Source organism: Cupriavidus numazuensis, assembly GCF_905397435.1.
In the GTDB taxonomy this organism is placed as follows: Bacteria; Pseudomonadota; Gammaproteobacteria; order Burkholderiales; family Burkholderiaceae; genus Cupriavidus; species Cupriavidus numazuensis.
The window spans coordinates 105,286-118,003 of the sequence record NZ_CAJPVI010000029.1 but is presented as its reverse complement, the minus strand read 5'-3'; the positions used below and the strand labels follow the sequence as shown (position 1 = coordinate 118,003).

Here is a 12,718-nt window from a genome sequence, read left to right as displayed (position 1 = left end):
TAGCGATCGAACTTTGCCAGATCTTCCATTGCGGTCCGCTCATCAGTATGGATTCCATATTATCTCTGACATGCATATAAACATCGTTGTTTTTATGACACAGTAAGACTACGGCTACACGCCGACTTTCACGGCGAATTACCTCCAGGGCGCGAAGGCACTGAACTTGTACGTGCTGTTCAACCAGAACCCGACCAAGTGGCAGGCGGGTGTGAACTTCACGACGTTCTTCGGCGGGCACCAGTCGGTGGGGCAGCCCTACGCGGACCGCAATTTCATCGGCGCATTCGTCACGCGGAACTTCTGACGGGGTAACCCGTGAGAGGGCGGCGCACGCGGTGCGCCGCTGGAATACTTAAAGAGGTGATGTTGTGCTCAATCGTCTAGTCAGCGGCCTGGAAAAGGTTTTCTTTGGCCACCGCATGATCGTGCTTGCCGTGATCGGGCTGTTTACGGCCGTGATGGCGGTATTCGCCGTACAACTGCGCATGGACGCCGGCTTCGAGAAGCAGATGCCGATCGGCCATGAATATATCCAGACGTTCCAGAAGTACCGGTCGAACTTGCTCGGCGCGAACCGGATCACGGTGGTGGTAAGAGCCAGGAAGGGCTCGATCTGGACGCCGGAGGGACTGACGCGCCTGTACAAGGTGACCCAGGCCGTTACGTACCTGCCGAACGTGGACCGCGGGGGCGTGCGCTCGCTCTGGACGCCGAATGCTTTCGTCAACGAGATCACCGAAGAAGGGTTTCGCGCCGAGCCGATCATCTCGGGCAACATCACGCCCGATCAACTGACGCCCGCAATTGTTGCAGACGTTCGTCGTGCCACCACGCTGGGCGGCTATGTCGGTACGCTGGTCTCGCACAACGAAGACAGCGCGATGATCACGGCCGAGCTGAACGAACGCGATAGCACGGGCAAGGTGCTCGACTACGTGGCGTTCAACCATACGCTCGAGGACAAGATCCGCAAGCCGTTCGAGGACGCCGGCTACGAAGTGCAGATCATCGGCTTCGCCAAGCAGATCGGCGACATTGCGGATGGTGCTACGGCCGTGCTGGGCTTCTGTGCAATCGCACTGCTGCTGACCGCACTCGCGGTCTACTGGTACTGCCATTCGGTGCGCTTCACCGTGCTGCTGATCGTGTGCTCGCTGTCATCGCTGGTCTGGCAGTTCGGCACCTTGAGGCTGCTGGGATTTGGTCTGGACCCGCTGGCCGTGCTGGTGCCGTTCCTGGTGTTTGCCATTGGCGTGTCGCACGGCGTGCAGCAGGTCAACTTCATCGTGCGTGAAATCGCACGCGGCAATAGCTCGTACGACGCTGCACGCCACGGCTTCAGCGGCCTGCTGATCCCGGGCGTGCTGGCCCTCGTCACCGCGTTCGTATCGTTCATCACACTGCTGCTGATCCCGATTCCGATGGTGCGCGAACTGGCGATCACGGCATCGCTGGGCGTGGCCTACAAGATCGTCACGAACCTGATCCTGCTGCCGGTGGCCGCATCGTGCTTCAACTTCACCCAGGCCTACGCGGAAAGCGCGCTCAAGCGCAGTGCCTGGCGCTCGGCGTTCCTGCGTCCGCTGTCGCGGGTGGCGCAGCCGAAGGTCGCAGGCGTCACGCTTCTGATCACGTTGATGGTGTTTGGGCTTTCCGTCTGGCAGAGCCGCGACCGCGTGATCGGCACGCTGCAGCCGGGCGCGCCGGAGCTGCGTGAGGAAGCACGCTTCAACCGCGACGCGACGTCGATCGCGAGCAACTACGACATGGGGCTCGACTGGCTGTCGGTGGCGATCGAATCGAGCGGCAAGGCATGCGACAACCCTGCGGTTGGGCTGTACGAGAACGAGTTCACAGCCGCCATGCGCACCGAGCCTGGCGTGGTGTCCGTACAGTCGTACTCGGCGATGCTGCGCACGTACAACGCGGGCTACAACGAAGACTATCCCAAGATGAACGTCGTGCCGATCGACCCCGACAACTACGGCGCGTTGTCGGTCGATGTGGCCCGCCTGAAGGGCTTCATGACGGCCGATTGCGGCATGACGGCGGTCCACATGTACCTGACCGATCACAAGGCGACGACCATCAACCGGATCCTCGATGACATCAAGCAGTACCGCACGACCCATCCGTTCCCGGGTATCAACATCCGCCTTGCGGCGGGCAATGCAGGTGTGCTGGCTGCCACCAATGACGAGGTGGAAAAGAGCGAGCTGCCGATGATGTTGTACGTGTACGCGGCCATCGTGATTCTCGTGTTCCTGGCCTATCGCGACTGGCGCTCGATGCTGGCGTGCTGTGTGCCGCTGTCGGTGGCGACGTTCATCGGCTACTGGTTCATGAAGGAACTCAAGATCGGCTTGACGGTGGCGACCTTGCCGGTGATGGTGCTGGCGGTCGGTATCGGCGTGGACTATGCGCTGTACATCTACAACCGCCTGCAGCGGCACCTGGCCGAAGGCGATCCGATCGAGCGGGCCATGGAGCGTGCGCTGGAGTTCGAATGCGTGGCCACGATCTTTACGGCGATCACGCTGGCGATCGGCGTGGCGACGTGGAGCTTCTCGGCGCTCAAGTTCCAGGCCGACATGGGCAAGCTGCTGGCGTTCATGTTCCTCGTCAACCTTGTGATGGCGATGACCGCGCTGCCGGCACTGGCCTCGGTGCTGGAGCGCTGGTTCCCGCGTCGCAAGCCGGCGCGCGCGCCGGGCCTGCTCAGCCATTGATGCGAGAGAGCGTCACTACAGAGACTCAGCCATGATCAAGACTCTTGTTACCTGCATCGCGCTGTGTACGGCCACGGCGGCGTTTGCACAAACGCCATCCAAAGGGACGGTCACCACGTGGGCCGCGAAACCCGCGCACACGTGGTCTGCTGCCACGCACATGATGCTGCTGGATGCCACGCGCGCCGGCAAACGCATTGTTGCCGTGGGCGAGCACGGCATCGTTCTGCTCTCCGACGACGAAGGCAAGACCTATCGGCAAGCCCGCAGCGTGCCGGTCTCCGCCACGCTGTCCGCCGTCACTTTCACCGATGACAAGCACGGCTGGGTGGTAGGGCAGTGGGGCGTGATTCTCGCGACCCGCGATGGCGGCGAAACCTGGGAAAAGCAACGGATGGACACGACGGCCGATCAGCCGCTGTTCTCGGTGCTCTTCACCAACGACCGCGAAGGCATTGCGGTCGGCCTATGGTCATTGATGCTGCAGACCCATGACGGCGGCAAGACGTGGACCAAAACGACGCTGCCGAAGCCGCCGGATGGCGGCAAGGCCGACCGCAACCTGTACCACGTGTTCGCGGATCAGAAGGGGGCGCTCTACATCTCTGCAGAGCAGGGGATCGTGCTCAAGTCGACCGATGGCGGTGCCAACTGGGACTACCTCGCCACGGGCGGCAAGGGATCGCTGTGGTCGGGCGTGGCGATGCCAGATGGCCGGATTGTGGTGGGCGGCCTGCTCGGCAGCCTGTTCCAGAGCAGCGATGGCGGGGCGACCTGGTCGCCGTTGAAGGCAGGGACGAAGAGTTCGATCACCAGTCTCATCGCCGCCGGTAGCGGGCTGATTGCTGTCGGACTGGATGGACTGGTCATGCAGCAGCGCGCCGACGGCGCATCGTTCGAAGTCGCTCAGCGTCCGGATCGGGCAGCCTTGACCGCAACGCTGATCGATGCCGGTGGCAAGCCGATCTTGTTCTCGAAAGATGGCGTGCTGGCGGGGATCTAACGTTCCTGCCGACATATTCGCGACTGTTGTAACCAATGAAGTGAGAGGAGATTCACATGCAAGTGACTGAGCAGATGAAGCTGGAATTGGCGCGTGATGGTGCCACTATCGCACGAGGCCTGTTTTCCCCAGAGCAACTCAAGCGGATGCGCGAGGCGTTCGACTACGGCGTCGCCCATCCGAGCGCGCAGCACGGCTACGCATTCGCAGGCACGCCAGATGAGCATTTCAACGACTACGGCAACTTTGACAACCGCGATGTGCATGTCGCGACGGTCAAGGCGTTGGCACTCGATGAACTTGTGGCTTCGCTCTGGGACACCGAGCATGTGTGGTTGATCGGCGAGGAAATTTTCATCAAGAAGGGCGGCAGGGCCGGCCGGTCGCCGTGGCACCAGGACACCTCGTACTATCCGATGAGCGGGCCGCAGATGCTCAACATCTGGACCTGTTTCGAGAAGATCCCTCGCAAGAATGCGCTCGAGATCGTGCGAGGTTCCCATCTCGGCATTCAGTACAACGGCACCTCCTACGACGACCCGAGCAACCACACCAAGCCGTTGTGGGCCAATACCGATTGGCCCCAACTGCCCAACATTGAAGCCGAGCGCGCGAAGGATCCTGCGTCGTGGGATGTCCTTTCCTGGGATCTGGAGCCGGGCGATGCGCTGTTGTTCCACTCAGGCTCTCTGCACGGTGGTGCTCCCGTGACCCCCGACTGTCCCGACCGCCATACGCTGGTCTACCGGTTCCACGGCGACAATCTGTTCTATCGGCCCCTGCCGACTGGTGGGTGCAACTTCGGTTATGACATTAGCGAACTCAACGATCCGTCGCTGACGCCAGGCGAGCCATACCGGCCCGCTTATTTCACGCAGGTACGCTGAACCGAGCGAAGTTGTTGCCTCGGCGCTGGTGTGCCATCGCCGAGGCGCTTTAAACCAGTGCCCGTTGCGATGCGATGCCATTGCGCGACGTGCGCTGGCTACGTCTCCCAGATCCCGGATTGATCTCCTCCGGGATCCTTCGATGCCGTGTCAGTACGGCATTTCTTTTTTGCTCTACACCATGTCGCTTGTAGCCATGCGTCCCTGCGCGATGAGTACCGTCATCGCCATCATCAGCTCGAACGCGCGGTCCGCGCTCACCGGCTGATTCTGCGCACCAAACCTCAGCACCGTTACGCCGTCAACCAAGGCTGCGATAAGGGTCGCGCGAGCGAGGCATTCGCGCGCCGTCGCCGACGCATCGATCTCCCGGATGAGATTGGCGCAGACCACCCTGTAGGCGGCGTAGCCGCTTCCCACAAGTTCGCGCGTGATATCCGAATGCTGAGCCAGCGCGAACATCTCGATCCAGAGTTGTTGCACCCCGGGAATACAGACTTCCTCGAAGACGTCCGCGGCGATTTCGCACAGGCGTTCCAGCGGCGATTTGCCGCTCGGTCTGCCAATCTCCGAGTAGCGGTCCAGATAAGCCCGCCCGACCGCGTCGAGTGTCGAGCGAAGCAGGTCATCGTGGGTCGGGAAATAGTTCTGAAGCGCTGATGGGAGGATGCCGAGCTCTCTCGCCACCCGTGCCAAGGTGAAGTTTGCATAGCCTTCCGTCGCCAGCAGGTTGGCAGCAATGGAGACGATCTCGTTGATCTTGATTTCCCTGCGCTTTCCCTGGGCTGTTGGCCGGTAATGGAAGGCGTCCTGAGCCGACGGCTGCACCCGCAGATCCAACAGCCCTGGCTGGGTGTCGCCATGAGATCCGAAGACGCTGACCGGGGCATCACTACTGCCGTGAGGAATGCGTGGACGACGCAGTGGCATTTGGCTTTCCAGCACCTTTGTCGACGCGTTCACCAGCATTTTTACGGTGCGCTTCGCCACGCGGACTGACTCGACATAGTCTCGTCCCGGGTAATCGCCGTGGGACGCGAATATCGTCATGCCGTCCATCTGCGCGATGATCACGGCGGCACGCACCAGGCACTCTTCGCTACTCAACGTCGGGTGCAGTTCCGACAACAACTTCGCAAAGATGCCTCGAAACCGCGCCTGCATATCGCTCACCAGTTCCGCGACATAGGCTTCATGCGAGGCGAAAGCCCAGATCTCCACCATGAACTTCGGCAGATCGGACTCGTTGATGTTCTCGAAAATACGATTGATCAGCGCGGCGCAACGTTGCGCCGCGCCCATGCCCGGACGATTCGCGATCGCCGTGTAGTCCTCCATGACCTGGCTCATATAGGCCGGGAGCGCCGTGCGAAGCAATTCCTCTGTCGTTCGAAAGTAGTACTGGAGATTGCCGTGGGTGATACCCATGCGATCCGCGACCCGACGTATCGCGAACCCCGCATACCCATCCTCCTGAAACACCTGGCGCGCGGTTTCAATGATCTCCCGAATGCGCTGTTCCCGATTTCGTCGCGTTGACGGCTGCGCTTCGGGTTTCGCTCCCTCGGAATGGGCAGGGGTTCCCTGCTTGACCGCGCCATTTTGCACGTTGGCTCTCCTATAGCTAGCACAAGACTTCCGCAAATTATAGGCCTATTCGATGGAAGAGCAAAACCCCGCCGGGCTCTTCCATGCCTGAGAGCGCGAGCAGTGAACGCTTGAATGTGCGGAGCGCCTGTCTCGATCTCCGACTCGGGCGGACAGGGGATACCGCCTGCGCCTGCTTTTGCTGCCAATCGCTCCAGATCCCCCCTGCGGCGCCGGATTGCACATTGAAATCGCGTCCGCTACCGCGCCGCCTTGTGCCTTGCCATACGCAAAATGGGATCAACCCGGTATCGATTACGCCGGCCTGCCTAGTGTTTTCCCTAACTTCCCCTTCCTTGATTGTAGGCCGTCTCACCGCTAATATTAGGCCAACAAAACGTAAGTAGTAGGCCAGTCATACGTTTGTGTGGTCAATCTCGACTGCGCAATAAGGGCGATGAATTCATCTGCTCGGTGCTGGTTCGGATGCGCAATGCCTCGCTGAGGCGCGATGAACGAACCGGCAGTTCGGGGGGGGAAACGGAAGAAGGTCATTGCCGTTTTCCGTTCGCCAAAACATGACAAGCCGGCTTGGATCGACAGACGCGCAAGGCCGCGCCCTGCATCGATTCACGTTTGATTACCCAACCCTCAACAACAGAAGTAGCAGGAGACAACCATGGCAAAGCACCCCGTCGTCGTTTATGGCGCAAGCGGTTACACCGGCATGTTGATCATGGACTGGCTGATCGACCAGAGCATCCCGTTCACGGCGGTGGCACGCAACGCTGGCCGCACGAAGGAAATGATGGCGCAGCGCGTTGTGCGTCTTGAATCGGCCGACTACGAAATCATCGAGGCAGAGCACAACGTCGACGCGCTCGTGAATGCGTTCCGCGGCGCCAAGGTCGTGTGCAACACCGTCGGGCCGTTCTCCAACTTCGGGCTCGTGGCGGTGGAGGCGGCGCTCAAGGCGGGATGCCATTACCTCGACACCACCGGGGAGCAGCGCTACGTGCGCAATGTGCGCGACCAGTTCGGCGAGCTCTATCGGCAGGCCGGGCTGCTCGTGTCGCCGTCGAATGCGTACATGTACTCGTTCGCAGAGATCGCAGCGGAGCTGGCGCTGGAGACGCCGGGCGTCGACGCGCTGGAAACGGCAACCCTGGCGCGCGGGCCACGGGGCGGTGGCGCCGGCGTGAGCGTGGGTTCCACGGCGACCATCTTCGATACCTATCGTCAGGAAGCTTGCTACCTGTGGGAAAAGAAGCTGGTGCCGCATGACAAGCACGCTTCGTTCAACGTCTCTTCGCCCGACTTCCTGCAGCCTGTGTTTGCGCTGCCGTGGAGTGGCACGTCGCTGCCGGTGTACTTCGAGCACGATCCACGCGTGCGCAGCTGCGTCTCGTGCGTGGGCTTCTACGACAGCAACGTGATGCAAATGGTGCACGGGCTCGGCCACAAGTGGGAGGCGGAGTACGCGCACTTGCCGCGCGAGCAGCAGGACATGGTCCTCAAACAGTTTGTCGATTCGACCACGCCGGCCATGCCGCCGCGCGAGCGGACCGCGGTGCATCGCACGGTGGACTTCGCAATCGGCCGTGGCCAACTTGCTGCGGTACGGGCAACCCTGCACGGCATCACGGCGTATATCTCGACCGGTGCTCTCCAGGCTGCCGGCGCGATCAAGCTCCTCGACGGGGATACCGCCAAGGTTGGCTTTGCCTCGGGCTCCAAGGCGTTCGGGCACCGTTACCTGCTTGGCTTCCTGGAACAACGCGGTCTGGCGCGCGCCACGATCTCGCAGCTGTAGCCGCCACGCGGCACTGATCGAGTCGTCAGGCCGCGGCAAAACGTGGACAGGAGCGCCCCGGATGTCTTCCCGGGGCGCCAGGAATCAGTGAAGCAAGGAGTTCACCATGCAACTCAAACATGTGGGAATCGCCGTCGTGATGGTGGGAAGCGCGCTGTCAACCGACGGCTTCCAATGGATGCGCACCGACCACATCGACATGCCGGAAGTCACGGCACGGGATTCGAACGCTTACGCCGACAACGACACCGACAACGACAGCGCCCGGCCCGGCAGCTTCGACCCCTACACGCAAGGCCGACGCACCGGTCGTTTCGACCCGTACACGGAGGGCGCGGCCCGCCACGCCGTCGACCTGCTGTTGACCCAAAGGAATACGTAAATGGCAATCATCGACTTTTTTGACCGTGGCTGGCGCATCAATCCCCACGGTGTCGCCTATATCCAGGATGAGCACAGCTTCTCGTTCCAGGAGATCGGGGAGCTTTCGTGCCGCGTCGCCCACGGCCTGCTTGCGGTCGGGTTGGAGAAGGAAGCCAAGGCCGCGGTATGGGCGGACAACGACGTGATTGGCTGGGGCTGCACGCTCGGCATGTGGCGCGCCGGGATGGTGTACATCCCTGTCAACGGACGCAATGCCCCTGCGGAGAACCAGTACGTGCTCGACGCTTTCGATTGCGAGGCACTCTTCTTTACCCAGGCTTTCGCGTCGATCATCGAAGGACTGCGCGCCAGCCTGCCGAAGGTCAAGCTGTGGGTGTGTATCGATGCCGAACTGCCGTGGGCACCGTCGCTGGAAACGTGGAGCGCTGGCCAGCCGACGACCATGCCGCGCGTCGATTACGACATGGACGACATCGTCACGCTGTCGGCGACCGGCGGCACGACAGGCGTACCGAAGGGCGTGATGAATTCGCACCGCGCGTTTCAGACGTATTTCGCGCAGTTCATGATCGCGCTCCAATATGGCACGCAGCGCCCGGTGAACCTTGCCGCAGCACCGATGACGCATACGGCGGGCATGTTGTCTCTGCCGTGTACCGCACGCGGCGGCACGGTGGTTGTGCTGCCCAAGCCCGATCCCGGTCTGCTGTTGTCCGCCATCGAGAAGCACCGCGTCACGGAATTCTTCCTGCCGCCAACGGTCATCTACCGCCTGCTCGATATTCCGGGCATCGAGCAGCGTGACTTTTCGTCGGTCAAGTACTTCATGTATGGTGCGGCGCCGATGTCGGTAGAGAAACTCAAGCGCGCGATCGAGGTGTTCGGTCCGATCATGTCCGGCGGTTACGGGCAGACCGAAGCTGCAGCGTCGATTTCCTACCTGACGCCAGCCGAGCATTTTGTGGACGGGAAGATCGCGCCGGATGAACGGCTGTCTTCGGTGGGCCGACCGAACCCGCTGATTCGCGTCGAGATCATGAACGATCAGGGCGAGGTGCTGCCGCAAGGGGCAACTGGCGAGATCTGCGTGCGTGGCGATCTCATCATGAAGGGCTACTTCAAGGCGCCCGAAAAGACTGCGGAGACCATTGTCGACGGCTGGCTGCACACCGGCGACATCGGCCACCTGGATGCCGAGGGCTATCTGCACATCACCGACCGCAAGAAGGACATGATCATCAGCGGCGGCTTCAACGTGTACCCGAGCGAAGTCGAACAGGTCATCTGGGCGCACCCGGCGGTGCAGGATTGCGCGGTGATCGGCGTGCCCGACGACACGTGGGGCGAAGCCGTGAAGGCGGTTGTGGAACTCAACGTCGGCCAGAACGTGAGCGCGGAAGAACTCGTCGCGTTGTGCAAGGACAAGCTCGGCTCCGTCAAAGCGCCGAAGACCGTGGACTTCGTCGCAGCATTGCCGCGCAGCCTGGTCGGCAAGGTGCTGAAGAAAGATCTGCGCGAGCAGTACTGGCAGGGCCAGCAACGCAGGATCTGAGGCGAGCGGCAACCATGAGCAACATCTACATTGCCGGTATCGCCATGACGGTGTTTGGCCGGCACCTCGAACGCGGCATCGAGGACCTGGCGGGCGAGGCGCTGCGCGGTGCGCTGCACGACGCCGGTTGCAGTGCCGATGCCATTGGCACGGCATTCTACGCCGGCATCACGAATGGCTCGCTTCAGGGCCAGACGGCGATTCCGGGTCAGGTGGTTTTCAGCAAGATCGGGCTGGAAGGCATCCCGGTATTCAACGTCGAGAATGCGTGCGCGTCAGGCAGTACCGCTGTGCATCTCGCGGTGCAAAGCCTGAGGGCCGGCGCATGCGATGTGGCACTGGCGCTTGGTGCGGAAAAGATGAACGTGCCGGACAAGGCGAAGTCCTTCGCGGTGTTCGAGGGCGGGTGGGATGTGTCGCGCATCGACGAAAACTTCGCGAACCTGGTGAGGCTGGGCGAGGGCGTCGAGCCGCCGCCCGGCTCGGAATCCGATCGGCCCTACAGCCGCTTCATGTCGATCTATGCCGCGATGTGCCGCTATCACATGAAGACATACGGCACGACGCAGCGCCAGATCGCGGCGGTTTCTGCAAAGAACCACGGGCACTCGGTGCACAACCCGCTTTCGCAGTTTCGCAAGCCGTTCACCATCGACGAGGTGCTCGCGGCGCCGCCGATCACGTACCCGATCACGCTGCCGATGTGCGCGCCGGTCACGGACGGTGCGGCCGCCGTGATTCTCTGCACCGAAGACGGGTTGCAGCGCATCGGTGCGAATCGCAAGCGTTGCATCCGCGTTGCAGCAAGCGTGATGCGCAGTTTCACGCATCGGCGCATCGACGAACCCGAGAAGAACATCGGGCGCCTGACTGCCCTGCAAGCCTATGAGCAAGCCGGTTTGAGCCCCGAAGACATGGATGTTGCCGAGGTGCACGACGCATCGGCCATGGGGGAAATCATCCAGGCCGAAAACCTCGGGCTGGTGCCGTTGGGCCAGGGTGGGCCTGCCGCCGAGCGCGGCGAATTCACGATCGGCGGCCGCATTCCCATCAATACCTCTGGTGGACTGGAGTCGAAAGGGCATCCGCTGGGTGCCACGGGCATCGGCCAGCTCTACGAACTGGTCACGCAACTGCGTGGCGAGGCCGGTGCGCGTCAGGTGCAGGGCGCCCGCCATGCGATTCAGGAGAACGGCGGCGGGATGCAAGGCATCGAAGAGGCGGCACTGGCCGTCCACATCTTGAGCAGGGATTGAGGGAGCGCCTGAAATGAGCACCGTTCTGGATACAAAGCAGGAAGAGCAGGGTGAACGTGCGGGAATGACCCGCCGCACTTTCGTGAAAGGTGCCGCCGCTGCGGCGGTTGTCGTCCCAGCCGCGGTGGCGATGCAAAGCGCGCGCACGGAACCGGTGGAGGACGGCAAGGAGCGAGCCGACCTGGAAAAATACCGGACGCTGGGCGGATGGGTGGAAAAGCCCGATGACATGCAGCCGGCGCTCGAGGGCGATGTCAGCGCGGACGTGGTGATTGCAGGTGCCGGTTTTGCGGGCCTTTCCGCGGCACTGGAGCTCGCCAGGCAGGGCGCGAAAGTGGTTGTCATTGAGCGTGAGTTCCCGGGCTTCGGTGCAAGCGGACGCAACGCCGGCTATCTGGCCGGCGCCATGGGGCTGGAATACGACCTCATGTTCAAGGGCATCGGCAAGGAGCAGGCGACGCAGATCGTCCGCTATTACGACGACGCCGTCGGCTTCGTCGAAGGCAAGTTCAAGGAACACGATATCGACTGCGAATACGTCCAGTCCGGGTGGATCCGTGCGGGCGTCCATCCGTCGCAGGAAAAGAAGATCCGCGAGGAGATGCAGATCGGTGCCGAACACGGCCACAAGTCGGAGTTTCTGGATCAGGCGCAGATGCGCGCCCGCGGGCTTCCACCAGCGTTTCTGTTTGGCGAATACACACCGACTGGCGGCACGCTCCACCCCGGAAAATACGTGATGGGCCTGCGGCGTGCCGCACTGCGGGCTGGCGTGAAGCTTTACGAGAACACGCCCCTGCTGTCTTACACCGAAGGCCCGGTCATCCAGGTGAAAACGCCGCGCGGTAGTGTCAGCGCCCCGGTGCTGATGTTTGCCACCAATGCCTACACCCCGCAGCTCGGTTTGCTTGCAAACAAGGTGGTGCCATTGCAGATCTCGGCGATCGAGACCGAACCGCTGTCCAAAGCGCAACTGGCTTCGCTCGGTTGGCCGAGGCGCGAAGGCATCATCACCGGCCACTACAGCATGGAAAGCTTCCGCCTGACGGCACGCAACACCATCATCTCGACCGTCAAGCGTATCCACTATCCCTACGGGTCAAAGACGCCGAATGTGCCCGTCTACGATCAGTATCGCGAGTTGAGAACGAATCTCCATGAGCGCTTGCCGATCTTGAAGGACGTCGCATTGCGCCATTGCTGGACCGGCTATGTCAGCGCCGCCGGTGACGCACTTCCCGTCGTGGGTGCAACCGGGGAAAACAAGAATATTTACTACACCGCCGGGTGTTCGGGGCATGGCGTAGCCAGTCAATCCATGGTCGGACACATGATTGCCCAGCAGATTGGTGGTACCGAGCCGCCTCTGCTTGCAGCGTTGCAGCACAACACGCCCTCGCTACCGCCTGAGCCGTTCCGGTGGTGTCTCATCAATGGGCTGCTGGCCGGGGCAAACACATTGGACGATCGAGTGAACCGCAAGGTGCGCGACGCTGCAGCCTGA

General features: G+C 61.9%; 9 protein-coding genes and 1 pseudogene. 9 read left to right on the top strand and 1 reads right to left on the bottom strand.

Features of this window, described 5'->3' with window-relative positions; all coding sequences use genetic code 11:
* Window positions 1-109 precede the first annotated feature (109 nt).
* From KHO41_RS22545 to KHO41_RS22530, 4 genes and pseudogenes are all read left to right on the top strand, one after another.
* Window positions 110-307: pseudogene (locus KHO41_RS22545) on the top strand (DUF1302 family protein); the annotation flags it as partial.
* Between the two features lie 64 nt (window positions 308-371).
* The gene (locus tag KHO41_RS22540; protein WP_211955506.1) at window positions 372-2,732 is read left to right on the top strand and encodes an efflux RND transporter permease subunit; all 2,361 of its coding nucleotides are present in this window, start codon (window positions 372-374) and stop codon (window positions 2,730-2,732) included.
* Between the two features lie 31 nt (window positions 2,733-2,763).
* Complete coding sequence (locus KHO41_RS22535) at window positions 2,764-3,735, top strand: WD40/YVTN/BNR-like repeat-containing protein (protein WP_211955505.1); 972 nt, start codon at window positions 2,764-2,766, stop codon at window positions 3,733-3,735.
* Between the two features lie 56 nt (window positions 3,736-3,791).
* Window positions 3,792-4,622, top strand: coding sequence for a phytanoyl-CoA dioxygenase family protein (locus tag KHO41_RS22530; protein ID WP_211955504.1), 831 nt, complete (start codon window positions 3,792-3,794; stop codon window positions 4,620-4,622).
* A 174-nt stretch (window positions 4,623-4,796) separates the two neighbouring features.
* Here the strand turns inward: KHO41_RS22530 and KHO41_RS22525 are convergent, their stop codons facing one another.
* Window positions 4,797-6,230 carry a TetR/AcrR family transcriptional regulator gene (locus KHO41_RS22525; protein WP_211955503.1) on the bottom strand — a complete coding sequence of 478 codons (1,434 nt, stop codon included), beginning with the start codon at window positions 6,228-6,230 and terminating at the stop codon, window positions 4,797-4,799.
* A gap of 658 nt (window positions 6,231-6,888) precedes the next feature.
* Between KHO41_RS22525 and KHO41_RS22520 the strand changes: the two genes are divergently transcribed.
* The 5 genes from KHO41_RS22520 (at window position 6,889) to KHO41_RS22500 (ending at window position 12,718) form a co-directional block, all read left to right on the top strand.
* Entirely contained in the window at window positions 6,889-8,022 is a 1,134-nt protein-coding gene (locus KHO41_RS22520; protein ID WP_211955502.1) for a saccharopine dehydrogenase family protein, read from the top strand.
* Window positions 8,023-8,128: 106 nt separating this feature from the next.
* A complete protein-coding gene (locus tag KHO41_RS22515; RefSeq protein ID WP_211955501.1) occupies window positions 8,129-8,404 on the top strand; it encodes a hypothetical protein in 276 nt (91 codons plus the stop codon).
* Window positions 8,405-9,958, top strand: a complete 1,554-nt coding sequence (locus KHO41_RS22510; protein WP_211955500.1) for a class I adenylate-forming enzyme family protein — start codon at window positions 8,405-8,407, stop codon at window positions 9,956-9,958.
* A gap of 14 nt (window positions 9,959-9,972) precedes the next feature.
* On the top strand, window positions 9,973-11,214 hold the full coding sequence (locus KHO41_RS22505; protein WP_211955499.1) for a thiolase family protein: 1,242 nt from the start codon (window positions 9,973-9,975) through the stop codon (window positions 11,212-11,214).
* Between the two features lie 13 nt (window positions 11,215-11,227).
* Window positions 11,228-12,718 carry an NAD(P)/FAD-dependent oxidoreductase gene (locus KHO41_RS22500; RefSeq protein ID WP_376989538.1) on the top strand — a complete coding sequence of 497 codons (1,491 nt, stop codon included), beginning with the start codon at window positions 11,228-11,230 and terminating at the stop codon, window positions 12,716-12,718.